The sequence below is a fragment of the Cyanobium sp. WKJ7-Wakatipu genome (genome assembly GCF_024345355.1).
In the GTDB taxonomy this organism is placed as follows: domain Bacteria; phylum Cyanobacteriota; class Cyanobacteriia; order PCC-6307; family Cyanobiaceae; genus Cyanobium_A; species Cyanobium_A usitatum.
In genome coordinates this window covers 151,731-170,447 of the sequence record NZ_JAGQAY010000004.1, presented here as the reverse complement: position 1 = coordinate 170,447, position 18,717 = coordinate 151,731, and the positions used below count along the sequence as shown (strand labels likewise).

21 protein-coding genes and 1 tRNA gene are annotated in these 18,717 nt (G+C 63.1%); 9 read left to right on the top strand and 13 right to left on the bottom strand.

Annotated elements, in window-relative coordinates:
* Positions 1 to 3: 3 nt before the first annotated feature.
* A complete protein-coding gene (gene thyX / locus KBY83_RS04175) occupies positions 4 to 729 on the top strand; it encodes an FAD-dependent thymidylate synthase (protein ID WP_255018434.1) in 726 nt (241 codons plus the stop codon).
* Positions 730 to 794: 65 nt separating this feature from the next.
* Here the strand turns inward: thyX and dcd are convergent, their stop codons facing one another.
* On the bottom strand, positions 795 to 1,388 hold the full coding sequence (dcd, locus tag KBY83_RS04170; RefSeq protein ID WP_255018433.1) for a dCTP deaminase: 594 nt from the start codon (positions 1,386 to 1,388) through the stop codon (positions 795 to 797).
* A complete protein-coding gene (locus KBY83_RS04165; protein WP_396093372.1) occupies positions 1,388 to 2,026 on the bottom strand; it encodes a cob(I)yrinic acid a,c-diamide adenosyltransferase in 639 nt (212 codons plus the stop codon). Before KBY83_RS04165 ends, dcd begins: the two co-directional genes overlap by 1 nt.
* A gap of 242 nt (positions 2,027 to 2,268) precedes the next feature.
* Between KBY83_RS04165 and ntcA the strand changes: the two genes are divergently transcribed.
* From ntcA to KBY83_RS04150, 3 genes are read left to right on the top strand one after another with little or no spacing between them, the layout of a single operon-like run.
* Positions 2,269 to 3,009 (top strand): global nitrogen regulator NtcA, encoded by a 741-nt coding sequence (ntcA, locus tag KBY83_RS04160; RefSeq protein WP_255018431.1) that lies wholly within the window; start codon positions 2,269 to 2,271, stop codon positions 3,007 to 3,009.
* Between the two features lie 34 nt (positions 3,010 to 3,043).
* Complete coding sequence (locus KBY83_RS04155; RefSeq protein ID WP_255018430.1) at positions 3,044 to 4,261, top strand: DUF3084 domain-containing protein; 1,218 nt, start codon at positions 3,044 to 3,046, stop codon at positions 4,259 to 4,261.
* A complete protein-coding gene (locus KBY83_RS04150) occupies positions 4,258 to 4,734 on the top strand; it encodes a resolvase (protein WP_255018429.1) in 477 nt (158 codons plus the stop codon). Before KBY83_RS04155 ends, KBY83_RS04150 begins: the two co-directional genes overlap by 4 nt.
* Here KBY83_RS04150 and KBY83_RS04145 read toward each other — a convergent pair.
* Genes KBY83_RS04145 through psbH form a run of 4 tightly spaced genes read right to left on the bottom strand, consistent with a single transcriptional unit; the run spans position 4,731 to position 6,102 of the window.
* The gene (locus tag KBY83_RS04145) at positions 4,731 to 4,988 is read right to left on the bottom strand and encodes a DUF3146 family protein (protein WP_106632284.1); all 258 of its coding nucleotides are present in this window, start codon (positions 4,986 to 4,988) and stop codon (positions 4,731 to 4,733) included. The two genes, KBY83_RS04150 and KBY83_RS04145, sit on opposite strands and share 4 nt — an antisense overlap.
* 4 nt (positions 4,989 to 4,992) lie before the next feature.
* A complete protein-coding gene (pth, locus tag KBY83_RS04140; protein WP_255018428.1) occupies positions 4,993 to 5,622 on the bottom strand; it encodes an aminoacyl-tRNA hydrolase in 630 nt (209 codons plus the stop codon).
* Entirely contained in the window at positions 5,606 to 5,902 is a 297-nt protein-coding gene (locus tag KBY83_RS04135) for a TatA/E family twin arginine-targeting protein translocase (RefSeq protein WP_106632282.1), read from the bottom strand. Before KBY83_RS04135 ends, pth begins: the two co-directional genes overlap by 17 nt.
* A complete protein-coding gene (gene psbH / locus KBY83_RS04130) occupies positions 5,902 to 6,102 on the bottom strand; it encodes a photosystem II reaction center phosphoprotein PsbH (protein ID WP_094559148.1) in 201 nt (66 codons plus the stop codon). The genes KBY83_RS04135 and psbH overlap by 1 nt, the downstream gene beginning before the upstream one ends.
* A gap of 122 nt (positions 6,103 to 6,224) precedes the next feature.
* On the opposite strand from psbH, the gene psbN reads away from it, so the two are divergent.
* Entirely contained in the window at positions 6,225 to 6,377 is a 153-nt protein-coding gene (gene psbN, locus KBY83_RS04125; protein WP_254932007.1) for a photosystem II reaction center protein PsbN, read from the top strand.
* A 3-nt stretch (positions 6,378 to 6,380) separates the two neighbouring features.
* Here psbN and KBY83_RS04120 read toward each other — a convergent pair whose 3' ends face one another.
* Positions 6,381 to 9,338 carry an alpha-mannosidase gene (locus tag KBY83_RS04120; protein ID WP_255018427.1) on the bottom strand — a complete coding sequence of 986 codons (2,958 nt, stop codon included), beginning with the start codon at positions 9,336 to 9,338 and terminating at the stop codon, positions 6,381 to 6,383.
* A gap of 114 nt (positions 9,339 to 9,452) precedes the next feature.
* Here KBY83_RS04120 and KBY83_RS04115 point away from each other — a divergent pair, with 114 nt between their 5' ends.
* Both KBY83_RS04115 and KBY83_RS04110 read left to right on the top strand, forming a co-directional pair.
* Entirely contained in the window at positions 9,453 to 9,572 is a 120-nt protein-coding gene (locus tag KBY83_RS04115; protein WP_006172424.1) for a photosystem II reaction center protein I, read from the top strand.
* 439 nt (positions 9,573 to 10,011) lie between these two features.
* Positions 10,012 to 12,147, top strand: a complete 2,136-nt coding sequence (locus KBY83_RS04110; RefSeq protein WP_255018426.1) for a DUF3769 domain-containing protein — start codon at positions 10,012 to 10,014, stop codon at positions 12,145 to 12,147.
* Here KBY83_RS04110 and KBY83_RS04105 read toward each other — a convergent pair.
* The 6 genes from KBY83_RS04105 to KBY83_RS04080 all read right to left on the bottom strand — a co-directional run bounded on the left by KBY83_RS04105 (position 12,134) and on the right by KBY83_RS04080 (position 18,121).
* A complete protein-coding gene (locus KBY83_RS04105; RefSeq protein WP_255018425.1) occupies positions 12,134 to 12,748 on the bottom strand; it encodes a 3-isopropylmalate dehydratase small subunit 2 in 615 nt (204 codons plus the stop codon). The genes KBY83_RS04110 and KBY83_RS04105 overlap by 14 nt on opposite strands.
* 8 nt (positions 12,749 to 12,756) lie before the next feature.
* The gene (leuC, locus tag KBY83_RS04100) at positions 12,757 to 14,172 is read right to left on the bottom strand and encodes a 3-isopropylmalate dehydratase large subunit (RefSeq protein ID WP_255018424.1); all 1,416 of its coding nucleotides are present in this window, start codon (positions 14,170 to 14,172) and stop codon (positions 12,757 to 12,759) included.
* 28 nt (positions 14,173 to 14,200) lie between these two features.
* On the bottom strand, positions 14,201 to 15,481 hold the full coding sequence (locus KBY83_RS04095) for a competence/damage-inducible protein A (protein ID WP_255018423.1): 1,281 nt from the start codon (positions 15,479 to 15,481) through the stop codon (positions 14,201 to 14,203).
* Between the two features lie 4 nt (positions 15,482 to 15,485).
* Positions 15,486 to 16,583 carry a glycosyltransferase family 4 protein gene (locus KBY83_RS04090; RefSeq protein WP_255018422.1) on the bottom strand — a complete coding sequence of 366 codons (1,098 nt, stop codon included), beginning with the start codon at positions 16,581 to 16,583 and terminating at the stop codon, positions 15,486 to 15,488.
* Between the two features lie 64 nt (positions 16,584 to 16,647).
* Positions 16,648 to 17,937, bottom strand: a complete 1,290-nt coding sequence (glyA, locus tag KBY83_RS04085) for a serine hydroxymethyltransferase (protein WP_255018421.1) — start codon at positions 17,935 to 17,937, stop codon at positions 16,648 to 16,650.
* A 110-nt stretch (positions 17,938 to 18,047) separates the two neighbouring features.
* Positions 18,048 to 18,121: transfer RNA gene (locus KBY83_RS04080), tRNA-Arg, on the bottom strand.
* A gap of 64 nt (positions 18,122 to 18,185) precedes the next feature.
* On the opposite strand from KBY83_RS04080, the gene KBY83_RS04075 reads away from it, so the two are divergent.
* Both KBY83_RS04075 and KBY83_RS04070 read left to right on the top strand, forming a co-directional pair.
* Positions 18,186 to 18,425 (top strand): hypothetical protein, encoded by a 240-nt coding sequence (locus KBY83_RS04075; protein WP_255018420.1) that lies wholly within the window; start codon positions 18,186 to 18,188, stop codon positions 18,423 to 18,425.
* Positions 18,422 to 18,712 carry a DUF3181 family protein gene (locus KBY83_RS04070; protein WP_255018419.1) on the top strand — a complete coding sequence of 97 codons (291 nt, stop codon included), beginning with the start codon at positions 18,422 to 18,424 and terminating at the stop codon, positions 18,710 to 18,712. The genes KBY83_RS04075 and KBY83_RS04070 overlap by 4 nt, the downstream gene beginning before the upstream one ends.
* Positions 18,713 to 18,717 lie beyond the last annotated feature (5 nt).

The window sequence follows — 18,717 nt, the reverse complement described above, 5'->3', positions numbered from 1 at the left end:
GCCATGGATTCCCGTTTCCGCGTTGACCTGATCGCCGCTACGCCTAACCCCCAGCAGTGCGTTTATGCGGGAATGCATCAGGACTACAGCGAGGGCTTTGTGGCGGCAGACTCCGCCAACTGGCCCGAGGAGAGCAAAGCAGGGGAGATCTGCATCAAACGACTTCTCGCCGGCGAGCGCGGTCACTACGGCCCCTTAGAACACGCCCAAATCGTGCTCAACGTTGGCTGGTTTCCCCACTCAGTGATGCAGCAGGCGCGTACACACCGGGTGGGGGTGAGCTTTGACGTGCAATCCATGCGCTACACCGGCGATCGCATCTGCAAGGCCGCCAATGATGAACTGGAACTGGAGGAGGTGTTCTATCTACGGCCCATAGGTAGCTATAGCGACCGGCAAGGCAAAAAATACGCCTACACCGAAGAGCAGCGCTACATAGATCTAGAGCTCTGCAGGGCTGCGGCAGCTCGCTACCGCGACCTTTTGGCGGCTGGCTTCGCCGAGGAGCACGCCCGCGGCATCCTGCCCTTCGACTACCGCCAGCACTTCGTGGTGAGCTTCACCTTGCGGGCATTTCTGCACTTCCTTGACCTGCGGGCGAAGCTCGATGCCCAGCAGGAGATCCGTGAGCTCTGTGAGTTGATGTGGCCCCACCTGCAGGCTTGGACACCCCAATTTGCTGACTGGTATGAAAAGAGCCGCTTACATAAAGCCAGGCTCGCCCCATAAGGCGAACCACCTGGCGCACCTCTCGGTGCGACTCCAGGCTCCCCCCATAGGGCTTTTAGGGGAAACTAGATTCTTGCCAGAGTGACGCGTTCGGGCTGATGCTGATATTTACCAGCCCGATCTTGATAGGTGGTCTCGCAGGGATCGCCCTCAAAAAAGAGCAGCTGACAAATTCCCTCATTGGCATAAATGCGGCAATCTGCGCCGGAAGAATTGCTGAACTCCAGGGTGAGGTGTCCCTCCCAGCTGGCCTCAGCCGGGGTGGTGTTCACAATGATGCCTAGCCGGGCGTATGTGCTCTTGCCCAGGCAGATCACCGTGATATTTGATGGCACCTTCATCTTCTCCAGTGCCACCCCTAGGCCATAGGAATGGGCCGGCAGGATGAAGTACTCACCGTCTTCGTCGCTGTGCAGCGGCGCCGGCTCCAGGTTCGCCGGGTTGAACCGCTTGGGGTTCATCACGGTGCCAGGCACATGCCGAAAGATCAAAAATTCCTTGGCCGACAACCGCAAGTCGTAGCCATAGGAAGAACAGCCGTAGCTGAGCACCGGGGAGCCCGCCGTAGCGGGATCGAGATGGCGCACCAGGCTCGACTGAAACGGCTGCAACATTCCTACCGCAGCTTGCTCGTTGATCCAGCGATCGTTCTTCAGCATCAGAGGCCTCGGCGCAACTGGGTGACCTGATCAGCCATGGCCATCAACTCAGGAGTCATGGCTGGCCCTGTCAAAATGACATCTAGATGGGCTGGTCGGCGCTCCAAGGTTGCCAGCACTTCAGCCTGCTCGATGTAGCCCAGCTCCACAGCCAAGCCCAGCTCGTCTAGCACCATCAGATCCACCGCACCACTGAGCAGCTGCTCGCGGCTGAAGGCCCACACCTGGCGCACCGCCTCCAACAGCTCGAGCCCCTGGTGGGCAGCTGGCTCTGACAGACAGCCGAGCACACCGGGCCGCAGCCATTGCAGTCGCCCACACAGCCAGACGCTGCTGCCGAGGCCCTGATCTACGCCGCCCTTAAGGAACTGAGTAACCAACACCCGGCTGCCCAAGCCGGCACTACGTAGGGCCTGGCTGAGCACGGCACCGTAACTGCCGCGGAAAGGCGCTGTATGGATTTGCAGTAAGCCCTCCGACTGGGCCACCAGCCGCAATGCCGGCGCAGCAGAAGGGGCGGACGCGCCAGACGCCACAGCCAAAGGGCGATGGCCAGAGCGCTGAGGTTGGTGCTGGACCGCCGGAAAACCAGCTCCAGAGGAGGAGGTGAGGCCTGAGACGGGCAAGCTCGCGGTCATGAACAACCTGAATAAGAACCTTGAAAATCGAAAAACAGACCTGGGGCGCCGCGAGCAGCCCATGGCCTCGCGGAGCTGAATGTAGCGGGATCGGGCCGCTCCACAAGCAAACGACACCATCCCTAGCGGAAACATACGTACTGGTGCGCAGGGGGCGCCGGCGGTGTCGTCTCAAACCGTGTGTATTGCTACAAGCCGCCCCCCGGGTGATCCTTAGGGTCCCGGCACTTGCCAAGACCTTGATGGTTGGCGCTACCCACGGATTTAGCCGTACCGCCAACACCCCATCGACGGGTGCCCCTGGCGTGGTGGCAGGCATGGGCAGCGCCGGCCAGGGCAACCCCACCCTGTTGGAAGTGATCCGGGGCCTGGCCGGCAGCAGTGTCGAGACGATCGAACGGGGCAAGACGATTTTTTTTCCCGGCGATCCAGCCGAGCGGGTCTATCTGCTGCGGCGCGGAGCGGTCCGGCTGTCGCGGGTATATGAATCCGGCGAGGAGATCACCGTGGCCCTGTTGCGTGAGAACAGCCTGTTTGGTGTGCTCTCGCTGCTTACCGGCCAGCGCTCCGATCGCTTCTATCACGCTGTGGCCTTCACCAGGGTCGAGATGGTGACCGCACCAGCCACCTCCGTGCGCCGGGCGATCGAGCAAGACGCCAGCGTGGGCTTGCTGCTGCTGCAGGGCCTGTCTTCGCGAATACTGCAGACCGAAACGATGATCGAAACCCTCACCCACCGCGACATGAGCTCGCGGCTGGCGAGCTTCCTGCTGGTGCTGTGCCGCGATTTCGGCGTGCCCAGCTCGGAAGGGATCACGATTGATCTGCGCCTCTCCCACCAGGCGATTGCCGAAGCTATTGGCTCCACCCGCGTCACAATCACTCGCCTGCTGGGCGACCTGCGCAACGACGGGCTGGTTCAGATCGACCGCAAGAAAATCACTGTGTTTGATCCAATCGCCCTAGCTAAGCGCTTCAGCTGAAGGCCAGGGATACTGGGGCCCTCCGGGGACGTATGTGACGGGCTGGCTGCTGATCCTCGCTCTGCTCGCCCTGGGGGGAGTGCTCTCCACCCTGGGCGACCGACTCGGCAGCCTGGTGGGCAAGGCGCGCTTGAGCCTGTTGGGGATGCGGCCCCGCCGCACCGCCGTGTTGATCACGGTGCTCACGGGCAGCCTGATCAGTGCTATCTCCCTCGGCCTGATGCTGCTGGTAAGCGAGCGGCTGCGCACGGGCCTGTTTGAACTCGATCGACTGGAGCAACGGCTGCAAACCAGCCGCAGCCAACTGAGCCGCAGCAACAGCCAACTAGCCAGCAGCCGCCTGGAGGTGGCACGGGCCGAAGAGGGCAAACGCGAGGCTCAGACGCGCTTTGAGCAGGCCCAAGCCCGCGCCAGCAAATTGCGCCAAGAGCTGGCGCCACTTCTAGCCCAGCGCAACCAGTTGGAGCTGGAGCGCAGCCGTCTCAGCCAGGAGGTGAAGGGGCGGGATGCGGAAATCCGCCGCACCGAAGCGGAACTAGCCCAGGTGCGCCGCCGGATCAGCGCCGGTGCCCAAGAACTTAAAGACCTGGAGGGCAACCTGATTGCCCTGCGCCGCGGCGACGTGGTGCTCAGCAGCGGTCAGACCCTGGCCAGCGCCAAGGTGACCCTTGAGCGCCCCGAGCAGGCCAAGGAGGTGATCACCGCCTTGCTGCAGCAGGCCAATCTCAACGCCTTCAGGCGGGTGCTGCCCGGCCAGCCCCCCGATCGCCAGATCCTGCTGGTACCCAAAAATGACATCAGCAAGCTGGAAGGCCTGCTCGCCAAACCCGGCAGCTGGGTGGTGAGCATTCTCTCGGCCGCCAACGTGCTGAGGGGCGAGCGCCAGGTGCTTGCCTTCCCTGACCTACGCCCCAACCGCCCTGTAGTTAAAGCAGGTGAAGTGCTGGCCAGCACCACGATCGAGGGCGACCTCACAGCCCTGGAGCCGGTTTCGCGGCGACTCAACCTGCTACTGGCCGCTGCCTATGCCCGAGCCCAGCGCCAGGGCACGTTGGTGGAAGGGCTGCAGTTCGATGCGGCCAGCTTTAAAAAGCTGGCCCGGGAGCTGAGCGAGCGCCAGCCGGGCCAGGTTGCTCAACTAGAAGCCCTCGCCATCAACAGCGCCAGCACCGCCGACCCAATTGCAGTGGAATTGCGCTGGTTGGCGGCCCCATCTCCCGCCCAATCGGGGCCGGGCCCACGCCGCCCATGACGGGCGCTGCGGCGGGCCTGGTAGCAGGCCTCGATCCCGGGAGCAGCAAATGCGGTCTAGTGCTGGCTGATCCTGCCGTTGGCCAGATCCGGCAGGCTGCCATCCTGCCCCCACAAGCCTGCCTCGCCCTGCTCAAAAGCTGGCAGCAAGTGGGGCTTGGCCAGGTTGTGCTCGGCAATGGCACCGGCAGCAAAGACTGGTGCAGCCAACTTAGCCAGCAGCGGCTGGCGCTAGCTGTGGTGGATGAGAGCGGCAGCACCCTGGCGGCCCGCGAGCGCTACTGGCAGCTTTGGCCCCCTAGGGGCTGGAGGCGGCGGCTGCCGGCGGGCTTGCGATTGCCCCCCCGGGATATCGACGATGTGGTGGCCCAGCTGCTGATAGAGCGCTACTGCGGGGTAACCCTGCAACGCAGCAACCAGGAGGTGCTGAGGCGATGGCCGCTGCCGATCGCGCCGGAGGCTGAATCGGTTTAAAAACGGGCCCGAACCGTAAAGATGTAGTCACCGCCAGGCTCGAGCTGGTAGTCGACCTTGAGCAGATAACGCAGCAGGGCATCCTGGATCAGAGCCCTGCCCAAAGAAGGCTCAACGCTGAGTTCACCGCGGTCAAAGGCCCAGCGGAAACTCCATTGGTAGCCGCCCGCACTCACCTCCCCCTCCAGCACCCGCTGGCTGAAGCTCTGGTGCAGCACCCGCAACTGGGCAGTGGTGGAGGGAAGGCGTGCCATCGGCTCAGGCTGCCGCGCCCTGGGGCTGAAAACCGTTGAGTCGGTTGCCAGCCCGCTCCAGGCCGAGGCGCTGAATCAGGCCAATACCTGCCTCCACCTCGCGCAGCACCTCCTCGAGCAGGGGCTGCTCGGCAGGCGTGAAGCGTCCGAGCACATGGCCAACGGTGCGGGCGCGGCGCTCGCCGGGATCTTGGGCGGGGGCGCCAATACCAATACGAAGCCGCGGAAAGTCCTGGGTACCTAGGTGGCTGATGGTGCTGCGCAGGCCGTTATGCCCCCCGGCACTGCCCGTAGCCCGCAGTCTCAACTTGCCGAGGGGCAGGTCCATGTCGTCAACCACCACCAGCAACTGGGCAGGCTCTAAACCAAACCAGTCAAGGGCTGCGCGGATCGAGCGACCACTTTCATTCATGTAGGTCTGGGGCATCAACAGCCGCAGCCGGGAAGGCCCCGAACCCACCTCAGCCAACAAGCCCTGAAGCTTGGGCTGCTGCCGAAAAGAGGCACCACCAGCGCAATCGGCTAGACGCTCAAGGGCCATAAAGCCCACGTTGTGGCGAGTACCTAAGTACTTGGCTCCCGGATTACCCAGGCCCACCACCAACTGCAACGACAACTCAGGCCGCGGGACCATCGAAAGGCTGCTCAATCAGCTCTGGCGCATCAGCTCCGGAGGCATCAGCTGAAACAAGCTCAGTTGCAGAAACTGCAACTGGTAGGTCAGCCGCAACAGGTTCGGCGGTGGTGATCGCCGTGCGCAGCTCCTTTTCGAACTCAGAGGAGGCCGATTGAAAACCCTTAAGGGTACGCCCCAGGGTTTTTCCGAGCTCCGGCAGGCGCTTTGGTCCGAACACCAGCAGCCCGATGGCGGCAATTACCGCCAGCTCAGGCAAGCCAATGCCAAACACGTTCATCAGCCGAGGCCGTTCCAGTTGACCGTGATGCCCTCGAGCAGCAGGGACTTGTTGTACAGCTGCAGGATGATCAGCAGAAACACCAAGAAGAGCACCATAAAAATGCCCATGACGGGCGTGGTGCCCCAGCCGGGAACGACCTTGCCGTACTCAGAATTGAGTGGCCGCAGGATGTCTCCGAGGCGGGTGCGTTGGGCCATGTCTGCTGCAGCCTCTCGGGCATGGATTCGCTTTAAGTAGTGTAAGGGCCTCGCGTACCGCGCCGCGGCGGTCCGTCGACAGTTGTGACGCAACCCGTCACCTGCATTCCCCTTCCGCCTCCATGGACCCCACCGCCACCACCAGCTCCCCGGCCCTTTCCGTGGCCCTCGCCGTGCTGGCGGTGCTGCTTTCACTCACCGGTTTTGGGGTGTACCAAGCCTTCGGGCCGCCCTCCAAGGGCCTCACCGACCCCTTTGACGACCACGAAGACTGAGCCCTAAGCGCTGACCCAATCAGGGCGCACTCGCCAAAAGCCCAGGCTCCACGGCGCCAGCAGCCAGGGATCTTCAGAGAGCTTTCCCTGGGAAATCAGAGGCTGATCCAGGCCATCTAGTCGCTCCAGCAGCTGCCAGCTCTCTCCCAACTCCAGGTAACGGCGGCAAGGGGAACAGTTCTGCACGGTGAGCACCACGTCCCCGGACTCCCCTAGCGGCCGGCAGCCCAGTAGCAACAGCCCCTCGCCCAGGGGAGGCAGGGCCTGAGGTCGTTTAGGCCGGCCCTGGGCCGCCGCCGGCCGCAGCCATAGCGGTTCCCTGAAGGCCACCGCCTGCTTGGGCACCTGGGCCCGGCACCAACCTGCTGGGCAGGGCGCCAGGGCCAGCCGCAGGCGCTGCTGGCCGTTATCGGCGCCAGGATCGGGCCAAGTAGGCGCCCGCAGCAACGACACACCCAACTGCTCCGGACTAGCCGACACCCCCTGGGGCCCATCGAGCAGCACCGCCAAGCCGCCGCCAGCAGCCACAGAAGCGATCCAGCTGATCGCTGGCAGCTCCCAGCGGGCCTGCTCGCGGGCAGTGACCGGCTGGGCTGGCCGTTCCAGCACGCCACCGGAGGTATCTGCCGCCCAGCGCTGGGCCGGCTGGGCCAGGGGGATCTCCAGGCGCAGCAGCTCATGGCGCTGGCGCCAGTCGACGCTGAGCACAAGCTCGAGCCAGGGGGTATTGGCAAGTAAGCGCCCCTCAAGCCGCACCGCACTTGCCCCGCACTTGCCCCGCCACACAAAACTGGTACACAGCTCGCCCTGCTCCAGCCAGCTCGGCTCGCCCTGCCACTGCCAGGCCAGCGGATGGTCCCGGTAGCCCGTGGCGATGTCCCAGGCATCCCAAAACTCACCTCGATCGGCAAAACGCCGCCAGGCCAGCGGGCCTGCCAACTGGGGCTGATCCTGGCTATCCCACAGCTGCTCGAGGCCCCGCGGCCCCAGCTCAAAACTCACCAAACCGTTGCCGCAACGCCAGCCCTCTCGCCACACCGGCGCCTCAACCTGAGCTGCCTCAACCTGAACTGCCTGAGGGGCCGCCGCTGCGACCGTTCGCTCTAGGGGCAGGGCGGCCACGCCCGCCAAGGGCGGCAGCTGCAGCCACTGGCCGCCAGCCCGGGCCGGCTGGGACGGCAGCTTCACCCCGCCCCAACTCCAGCCGCCCAACGGCACCCGCAGACTGCGGGCCCGGGGAGGCAGGGGCTGGAGCTGGGCTACCCACCAACCCTCGCCCACACCCACACCCACACAGTCATCTTCACCGTCACCAGCTCCTAGCCAGGCCTGCAGAGCCCGATCCCGTTGCAGGCAGGCGCTGCGGCGCGCTGCCCGCCACTGGGGCTCGGCCTGCTCGAAAACCTCTGGAATCGAGGTGCCGGGCAAAATGTCGTGAAACTGCTGAAAAAGCAGAGTTCGCCAGTCGACCGTTTCAGGCTCGCCGGCTAGGGCCTGGGCCAGCTCCGCCTCCCGCAGCAGCCGCTCGAGTGTGCGGTTGTGGCGCTTCTGATCAGGGCGCGAGGTGGCGCAGCCGCGATGCAGCTCCAGGTAAAGCTCGTCGCGCCACACCGGCAGCCGGGGCGCCAGCGGCTCGAGGTCAGCCAAATAACCCCGCAAGCTGCCGTGATGCTGGGGAGCAGCTTCAGCTTGCTGCTGCCAGAGCCGCAGCTGCTCGAGCATTTCAGCGCTGGGGCCTCCACCGTGGTCGCCCACTCCAGGCAGCCACAGGGCCGAATCAACCCCGGTCGCGCCTTGCCAAGCCAAGCGATAGCGCTCCATCGCCACGGGATCGCCATCGGTGCCGATCGGGGCGTTGATCAGGGCCAGCAGCTCGGAACCGCAGCGGCTGCGCCAGCGAAACAGCCGGTGGGGGAAGGGATTGGTGGCGTTCCAGGCCATTTTGTGGGTGCAAAACCAACGCACGCCGGTGCTGCGAGCCACGGCCGGCAGGCCGCTGGCGAAACCAAAGCTGTCGGGCAACCAGGCCAGATAGTGCTCCAGCTCAGGAAAGCTGGCGGAGCTGAATTGCTGGCCCAGCTGAAACTGGCGCAGCAGTGAGGAGCTGCTGATCAGCACGCAGTCGCTCTCCACCCAGGGGCCGTTGATCGGTTCAAAGCGACCGGCTGCCACCGCGCGCTGCAGGCGGGCGAACAGGGCCGGCCGGTGTTGCTGCAGCCAGGCGTATAAAGCCGGTGTGGAGTGGCCGAAATGCAACTCCTCGAAGCGCTCGATCAGATCAAGGGCAGAGGTGAAGGTGCGCTCGGCCGCTTGCCAGGTGTCGGCCACCGGCCAAAGCCAGGCCAGATCGAGGTGGGCATGGCCCAACACATGAAACCGACCTGTCGGCGGTTCGCCGCTGCGCAGCTGGGCAAGCTCAGCCTTGGTTTCAGCCAACAAATCCACCGGATCGGCTGGATCCAGGGGCTCGAGCTCGAGACGGCTCTCGATCAGGGCACCGTCGTCGTGCAAGGGGCTGCGCAGGCGTAACTCCAGCTCAAGGGCCTCCCCCTGCCACCAGCGCTCGGGCAGCAACCAACGGCAAGCGGTGTCAAACAGGTCGCCGCCATGCACCCGCGCACCATCCACCCGCAGCTCCACCTGGTCGGCCCACCAGCGCAGCACCAACCGGGCCTGGGCAACGGGCTCCGGCTGCTGCAGCTGCAGCCAGTTCGCCGGGCAAACCAGCCGCAGCCGTAGCTCCCGCCACTGGCCACCCCGCGGCCAGATCACCAACCCCCGAGCCGCCCAATCCGGACGACATTGCTGGCCCCAAGGATCGTCAAGGGCTGGGCCAAACCGCCCTCCCGCCTGCACGCAGCGCCAGAGTGGTTGGAGATCCCAGCGCGAATGGGTTGGCCGCAAACGTGACTGAATCGTTTCAATCCATGGGGTCTGCCCTAGTCCTGAGGCCTCAGGCATCGTTGGATGGCAAGCCGAGTCCCATAGGATGATCCCGCAGCTGCGGGGTCGACTAGGCCCTTCAACGCGCCTGTCACTCCCTGTCACCCGCTCGCCATTCCCCAAGGCCGAACCATGCTCGCCCTCAAGATCTCGGTTTATTCGGTCGTCTTCTTCTTTATCGGGATCTTTGTGTTCGGCTTTTTGGCCAGCGACCCCAGCCGCACCCCGAGCCGTAAAGACCTGGAAGATTGATCAGCTGGCACTAGGCAGGCAAGATCCTGATTCTGTTTGTGGGATGATCCCCAAAAGGACCTGCTGCGCCTGATTTAATCGTGCCAATTTCAGACACGCTTCCTTCAACACTTCAGGCTCAAGAAGGTCTTAAGGGCTGATGTATTTGGCTGGCAATTCCCACCGAGTGCCTCTGGGGAAATCGCCTTTAAAAAGGCTCGCTCAACAACTATTAACAGCTGCTTGCCTATCCGTCCTATTCGCTCCAGAGGCTCTTGCAGGCGATATTCCCAGCCAGCCTGGGACAGCCAAAGCCTCTAGTTCAGTTATTCCTGCTCCCAACTTTGCTGTAATCAAGGCCGATCAGCAAGGCTACGACCAGCAACTGGGCCGGTTTGTTGCCACCGGCAACGTAGAAGCACGCTTCAATGGCTGGCGCCTGCTGGCAGATCGAGTCGAAATGGCAGAAGCCAGCCGCAGTGTCTACGCCAGCGGGCAAATTCGCCTGATCAAAGGAGATCAATACCTGCAAGCAAGCCGGCTGCGCTATAGCGAACTAGAAGGCAGCGGCGAACTTGACGACGTCTATGGCGTTATCGAGCAGGACACCCTTGCCCGGGACATCAATTCTCAAGGGGTCAATTCAAAAGAAGTCAATTCTAAAGAGGTCAATTTTAAAGAGGTCAACTCCCCAGATCCCAACGCCAAAACGAACGGTCTGCCGTCTAACTTCAGCCAACCAGCGTTTGCCTGTCCGCCACTCAGCGCAGATCCTGCCAATAGAACGCTGGTGCGGGTGTTGCCACCAGGTCGCATCAGCCTGCCCACCATGCCAGCGCCAGCCGGCTGCCCTGGCAGTGAGCTCTCCACTCCAGCTCTATCTCTAAATAGGGCACTGGAATCAGTTGCTTTCGGCCCCCCCCAGGCGGGCGGCCCGCAGGCACAGGCGATCTCGATGGGATCTGGGAAACCTGTCGTTAAAGCAACTGAGATCGAGCAGCTGCCAGACGTGGACTCAAAGGTGAGCAACGTGACGTTCCAGCAGAGCTGGAGCACCAGCGTGAAGCTCGACCTGGGAGCCGTTATTGACACCACGGACTCGCTCAACAGCAATGGGCAGGGCTACCGCCCGCCCGCAAACAAAGGGGGCACGATCAGCCGCATTCGCTTTCAAGGAGCCCAGATCCAAATCAGAGGCAACCGCTGGACTGCCGAACAAATTGCTTTTACCAACGATCCCTTCACTCCTGCCGCCTCTTGGAGCCTGGCCCGCAAGGTGGTGGCCGTTATGGATGGGCGCGGCGTGACCCGCATCAACAGCCGCAGCAGCCAGATTCTGCTGGACGGCAAAGTTTCTTTGCCTGCAATCACAAACACAACCATCGGCGCCGAAGAATCTCGTTTTGCCTGGGATACCGATAAAGAAGATCGCGATGGCTTCTTTATTGGCTACAATTTGGAGCCAATAAAAATAGGCAAGCGGGGCAGCTTGCAACTCCAGCCCCAGCTGAATGTGCAGCGAGCCATCGAAGGCCGTACCAGTAGCTATGTGCTTCCTGGACAAAGCCTGGCTAATCCCACCAGCGAACAGACCGCCAAGCTCGCAGATATGTTCGGCCTGCTGGCGGGACTCAACCTGCCCATGGGCTGGCTCTCATTAAATGCTGAAGCCAGCCTGTCTACCCTCAACCCGGACAACTTCCGATCCGGCATCCGCAGCACCAGCCGCCTGACGGCGCCGCTTAACCTGCCCGGCCATACAAGCGCAAACGCTAATCTATTTGGATCATATCGAGAGCGCATTTACAATGGCAGCCTGGGACTTCAAGCCGTAGTTTATTCCTATGGCGCCAATCTAGCTGGCAACGTGGTCTTGAATCAGCCCAAGGCTCAGGCTGCCCCCCAAAAAGCTCCCTACTTGGTACCGGTGAGCCTCAACTGGGCGACCCAATCTGGCATCTATGAGGCAACACTATTTGGAACAAATACCCTCGAAACTTTATGGCGTAGCTATGCCAACCTGGCAGCAAGCACCACCCTGCAGCTCTGGCAGGGCTCTGCCCTTGATGCCAGCAAAGATCCCAAGCGGGGCTTGCGCTATGCACCTGTGCCGGTAGTACCAGGCCTGGGAATCAACTTCGGAGCCAGTGGCTATGCAGCCACTTATAGCGATGGAGCAAAGCAGAACACCCTCGCCCTGTGGGGCGGACCTTCGTTCACGCTGGGACAGTTTGATCGACCCGTATTCGATTACACCCGCTTCTCCGCCTCAATCGCTGGCACCTTTTTAAATGGAGCCAGCCCCTTTGGCTTTGATCGCACGGTAGATCTACGCACCCTTAGTTTTCAAGCAGCCCAACAGATCTATGGTCCAATTGTGCTGGAAGCTGGTGCCACCTTCAACATTGATAATGGCTCCGAATTCTATGGCGACGTTTCCTATTCCTATGTGGAATTAAAACTGCAACGCCGCTCCTACGAGCTCGGGGTCTACTACAGCCCCTACGACGGCATCGGCGGCATCCGCATCAAACTCAACGACTTTAACTTCAACGGCAATGGCACACCCTTCGTGCCCAAGCCTAGAAGCCGTTGATGTAAGGCAACGATGCAGCGGTGCGAGCCAGCTCGCCGTCGTTGGCCAGCAACTGGGAGGTGGCATCCCATTGCCCAGAAGCCAGCATCTGCTGGGGACCGGACTGGAGTTCTAGCTGCCAAAGCTGTCCCCGGGAGGCTTCCAGGGTGGCCTTAGCCAGCGACAAGCTCAGCTCCTGGCCAGGATCGGCGATCAGCGACTCTTGCAGACTCAGCACGCTGGCGTGGGATGCGGTGAAACAGGGGATTCCCAAGGCCAGACAGTTGCCATAAAAGATCTCAGCAAAGCTTTCCCCCACCACCGCCCGGATACCCCAGCGCATCAACGCCTGGGGTGCATGCTCACGACTTGAGCCACAGCCAAAATTGCGATTCACAACCAGCACAGTGGCTCCCTGCAGCTCTGCTCGATCGAAGGGATGCTCCCCAGAGAGCTCGGCCCGATCATCGGCAAACACCTGCTCGCCAAGCCCGTCAAAGGTGACACATTTAAGAAAACGGGCTGGAATGATTCGATCGGTGTCAATGTCGTCACCGGTGATGACAACGGCGCGCCCGCGCACAGCCGAGATAGGGCCAAAGGGAAAGCTGGAGGTGGTCATGGCCGCGGTCATGGCGTGGTGTTAATCATCTGGCGCACATCACACACTTTGCCGGCAATTGCGGCCGCAGCCACCATCGCCGGACTCATCAGCAGGGTGCGGCCGGTAGCCGAGCCCTGGCGACCCTTGAAGTTGCGATTACTTGAACTAGCGCTGATCTGGCGGCCCTCAAGCCGATCTGGATTCATGGCCAGGCACATCGAGCAGCCGGGCTCACGCCACTCAAAGCCAGCCTCCCTAAACACCTGGTCAAGCCCTTCAGCTTCCGCAGCCGCCGCCACCTGTTCAGAGCCAGGCACCACAAAGGCCTTGATGCCCGGAGCTACATGGCGTCCTTTGGCCACCGCCGCAGCCACCTGCAAATCGGACAGGCGCCCATTGGTGCAGCTGCCAATGAAGCAAACATCCACCACTGTGCCTGCAATCGGAGTGCCGGGCTGCAGATCCATGTAGCGGTAGGCCTCCTGGGCCAAGGGCCGCTCATCCGGCTCTGTCTGCTCCAAGGTTGGCACCGTTTCATCAACGCCGATGCCCTGGCCGGGGGTGATCCCCCAGGTAACTGTCGGCGCAATGGCCGCAGCATCGAAGCGCACCGCATCGTCAAAAACTGCGTCTGCACCACTGGCCAGGCCACGCCACCAGGCCACAGCCCGCTCCCAGGCTTGAGCCTTGGGGGCATAGGGCCGGCCTTGCAGGTAGGCAAAGGTGACGGCGTCGGGGTTGACATAGCCGCAGCGGGCACCGCCCTCGATTGCCATGTTGCAGAGGGTCATGCGCTCCTCCATCGTCAAAGCATCGATGGCTGGACCGGCAAATTCGTAGGCGTAGCCCACACCACCTTTGACACCCAACACCCGGATGATGTGCAAAACCAAGTCTTTGGCATAGACGCCGGGCTGCAGCTGACCCTCAACCCAAATCCTCCGCACCTTGAGCTTGCCCATCGACAGGCTCTGGCTGGCCAGCACATCGCGCACCTGGCTGGTGCCAATGCCAAAGGCAATCGCCCCAAACGCCCCGTGGGTGGAGGTGTGAGAGTCGCCGCAGGCAACGGTCATACCCGGCTGGGTGAGGCCCAATTCGGGGGCAATCACATGCACGATTCCCTGGCGGCCGCTGCCGAGGCCATGCATAGGGATGCCGTAGTCGCTGCAGTTGCGCTCGAGGGTGGCGAGCATCTCCTCAGCCAGGGGATCAGCAAAGGGGCGCGCCTGGGATGTGGTGGGCACGATGTGATCAACCGTGGCCACGGTGCGCTCGGGGAGTCGCACCGGTAGGCCCAGATCTTTCAAGGCAGCAAAGGCCTGGGGGCTGGTCACCTCATGAATCAGGTGCAACCCGATAAACAACTGGGTGGAGCCGCCAGGCAACTGGGCCACCCGATGCAGATCCCAGACCTTGTCGTAGAGGGTGCCGGCACTCACGAAAGGTCCGTTCGACTGAGGCTTAAGCCTAAAGCTGCGCCCCGGGGGCGTCGGCCAGCCGCAGGCGCAAGCGATTGAGCGCTTCACCGCTCGTCAACCGCTGGATCCAGACCCGGCCCCGCGTGGCGCCAAAGCGCACTGCCTCGCTGCTGCAACCATCCTGGCCGGCAATGGCGATATGCACAAGTCCTACCGGCTTCTCACTGCTGCTACCCCCCGGGCCGGCGATGCCGGTCACAGCAATTGCCCAGGTGGCACCAGTTGCACGGCGAGCGCCCTCAGCCATGGCGATAGCTACCGGATCGCTCACGGCGCCTTGCCTCTCAAGCAGCGCCTGCGGCACCCCAAGCAACGCCTGCTTAATCGAGTTGGCATAGGCAATCACCCCACCAACAAAGCCATCAGAGGCTCCGGGCACCGCCGCCAGTGCCGCCCCCAGCCCCCCGCCAGTGCAGCTCTCAGCTACAGCCAGCGTCTCACCGCGGCGGCGCATCTGCTCAAGCACCACACTGGCCAGGCTGTCGTCATCGACGCCGAAGCAGGCCCTACCAGAGCGGGCCCGGATCTGCGCCTCAAGCGGAGCCAGCAGGATCTGGGCTTCAGCAACGCTGCCTGCCCTGGCCGTGAGGCGCAGCTTCACTTCACCGGCGCCGGCGTAGGGAGCCACAGTTGGGTTGTCTAGGGCCAGCAGATCGGCCATCTGCTCAGCCAGAGCCGACTCGGAAACGCCCCAAAAGCGCAACATGCGACTGGCGAACACCCCCTCAGCCAAACCAGCTGAGCGCAGCCATGGCTCCGCGGTGCCAAACCACATCGCCTCCATTTCGCTTGGCACGCCAGGGAAAGTGAGCACGGTGAATCCGGGCTGGATGCCCGGGGCCGCCGGCGGGGTCCAGATCATGCCGGGGGCGGTGCCGGTGGGATTTGGCAACACCGCCGCCCCTTCGGGCAGGAATGCCTGCTTGCGGTTGCTGGGGGAACAGAAACGGCCGCGGGCGCCGATGCGGGCCTGGATGGCGCTCCAGATCTCTGGGTGCTCCACCAGGGGCGTGTCAAAAGCAGCAGCGATAGCTTCTGTGGTCAGGTCGTCTGGGGTCGGGCCGAGGCCGCCGGTAGTGATCAACACCCTGCAGCGACCTGCCGCTTCCCGCACCGCTGCCATCAGGCGCGTGCGATTGTCGCCAACCACGCTCTGGCGCTGGTGGGCGATGCCCAGCGCTGCCAGCTGCTCGGCCAGCCAGCGGGCATTGCCATTAGTGATGTTGCCGAGCAGCAGCTCGGTGCCGATGCAGAGGATCTCGGCTGTCACAGCCTCACAGCTCCCGGTTGGCCGCAGGCTGCTGCAAGGCCCGGCGAGTACTAACCAGCACCCAGATCAACACCGCAGTAGCCAGGGCCAGCCAGAGGAAGCGCAATTCAGCATTCACCAGCACCAGGGCAAGGGAGCCCAACCACTGGGTGAAGGCATAAATAAGCAACACAGTGCGGCGATGACTCAGTCCCGTCCTCAGCAGCCGGTGGTGCAGGTGGCGCCGATCGGGATAGAAGGGAGAGTGGCCTTCGCTGAGGCGGCCCATGATCACAGCCGACATGTCGGCCAAGGGCAGCGACAGGATCAACAGCGGGAGCAGCAGGCTGACGCTGGTGAGCCCCTTGGCCGGGCCGACGATGCTGATCGCCGCTAGGGCAAAGCCCAAGAAATAGGAGCCGCCGTCGCCCATAAAGATGCGGGCAGGGTTGAAGTTGTGGCGCAGGAAACCGAGGCAGCTGCCGGCCAGCGCCGCGGCCAGCAGGCCAGCAGCAGGCTGATGCAGGCTGAAACTCACCGACAACAAACCCACTGCAGCGATACCGCTCACGCCCGCCGCCAGACCATCGAGACCATCAAGCCAATTGATGGCGTTGGTGATACCCACCAACCAGATCACCGTTGCCAGCAGGCTGAGCCAATCTGGCAATGGCAGCAGCAGATCAGAGCCTCCCCACCAGCCCATGGGGATCTCGATGTTGCCGATGCGCACACCCTCGTTCCAAGCAACCATCGAAATGGCCAACTGGCCGGCCAAACGGGGCAGGGGCGGCAGGGCATAGAGATCATCTGCCAGCCCGATCAAGAAAAAACAAAGAGCTCCAGCCAGGGTGGTCCAGATCAACTGGTCCTTAGCAGCGGGAAGGTTGGCGAACCCACCCAAGGCCCAGGTGAGACCCAGGGCTGCACTAAAGGCGATAACAATGCCGACCCCTCCAAGGCGCACCATGGGAGAGGTGTGCTGCTTGCGGGAATCGGGAGCATCCACCAATCCCAAGCGCAAGCCGAGCCGGCGTACCACTGGCACCACCAAAGCCGTGCACAGAGCAGCAACGGCAAAAGTGAGCAAGGCGGCCGCGTTGGGGCTGTAGGCGAGGGTCACTGAACCAGACCGAAGCAAGCCGAAAAATGGCCTTCAGCAACCAGCTTACGGGCGTTGAAGTGGATCAAGCGTGCTGAAGCTCACGCGCTGCTGCGTAAAGCGGGAAGCGCTCACAGAGAGCCGCAACCCGATCGCGGCAGCGCTGCTCAATAGCGCTGTCTTCGGGATTGAGCAGGCGATCAGCAATCACATCGGCCACCTCGCGGAAGGCGGCTTCGTCAAAACCGCGGGTGGTGCAGGCAGCGGTGCCCAGGCGCAGGCCGCTGGTCACGAAGGGCGACTGGGGATCGAAGGGCACCGTGTTCTTGTTGGCGGTGATGTGCACATCACTCACCAGCAGGTCAGCCACCTTGCCGGTCATGGCGATGCCGCGCAGATCCAGCAGCACGATGTGGTTGTCGGTGCCGCCGCTCACAACGGCGATGCCGCGCTCCTGGATGCGCTCGGCGAGGGCCTGGGCGTTGGCAACCACCTGCTGGCTGTAGACGCGGAAGCAGGGCTGTAGGGCCTCACCAAAGGCCACCGCCTTAGCGGCGATCACGTGCTCAAGAGGGCCGCCCTGGCTACCGGGGAACACGGCCTTGTCGAACTGCTTGCCGAACTCGGCATCGCGGCAGAGGATCAGGCCGCCGCGGGGGCCCCTCAGGGTCTTGTGGGTGGTGGTGGTCACCACGTCGCAATGGGGCACGGGGTTGGGGTGCACGCCCGCCGCCACCAGGCCGGCGATGTGGGCCATATCGGCCAGCAGGTAGGCGCCCACCTCATCGGCGATGGCGCGGAAGGCCTGGAAATCAATGGTGCGGGGATAGGCGGAGTAGCCGCAGACGATCAGCTTGGGCTTGTGCTCCAGGGCCAGCTGGCGAATGATGTCGAAGTTGAGCTGCTGGGTGTCGGGGTCCACGCCGTAGTGCACGGCCTTGAACCACTTGCCGCTCACGTTCACCGGCGAGCCATGGGTGAGGTGGCCGCCATGGCTGAGGTCCATACCCAGGATCGTGTCGCCGGGCTGCAACAGCGCCAGGAACACGGCGAAGTTGGCCTGGGCACCGCTGTGGGGCTGCACGTTGGCCCAGGCGGCACCAAACAACTGCTTGGCCCGCTCAATCGCCAGCTCCTCGATCGCATCCACATGCTCACAGCCGCCGTAGTAGCGCTTGGATGGCAGGCCTTCGGCGTATTTATTTGTGAGCACCGAGCCCTGGGCCTCCATTACGGCCCGGGAGGCAAAGTTCTCAGAGGCGATCAGCTCCAGGTGGGTTTCCTGGCGCTGCAGCTCCTTTTCAATCAGCCCGGCGATGGCGGGATCTCCGGCAGCTAGGGACTGGTTGAGGGCAGCACCGCCGGGGTTGGCCATGGTTAAGGGTTAATTCGTCCGATGATCGTAAAGACCAGCGCCGGGCAAGGGATACCTCCATGTCGAAGCCAACCCACAAAAAAACCGCCCAAAGGCGGTTTTGAAAGAAGCGCGCCTGGAGAGATTCGAACTCCCGACCCTCTGATCCGTAGTCAGATGCTCTAATCCGCTGAGCTACAAGCGCATGGGCCCATTCTCACCGCACGGAGGGCCCATCCGTCAAACACCCCGTCCTCGCCTCCCCATCAATGCCCATCCGCTGGTACGGCCCCGCCAACCCCGAAGACCCCACCTACAGGCACTTCGAACGGATCGTGAACCTGACGCTCCACGCCGCCCTATTCGCCGCCCTGAACAGCGGCCTCTGGTTGGTACAGGAAATGCGTCACCCCTGGGCCCACCTCAACTGGCTCAGCCTGGGTTGGTTGCTGGTGTTGCTGGTTCACGCTGGCGCTGTAGTGGCTCTGCGTCCAACCCCCCGGCTATGACCCTCTCCGCCACAGACCTAAAAGAACTGGAACTGGTCCTGGCAGATCGCATGTATGTGCAAGTTGCCAGTTGGCACCTCTACCTCGGCGACGCCGGCCTGGCCCAGGCCCTGGCGATCGAATGTTCCGCCCGGCTGGACCAGGGGGCGGAGGTGTGCGCACGCCAGGCCCTTGAGGCGGTGCAGGTGCCGATCGGCGCCAGCTCCACCCGGCTGCCCCTGGCTCGGCTGGTGCCCGCCGGCCAGCTGCGAGATCTCGAAGAGGTGCTGGAGCAGTTTTGCCGATAAGGTTG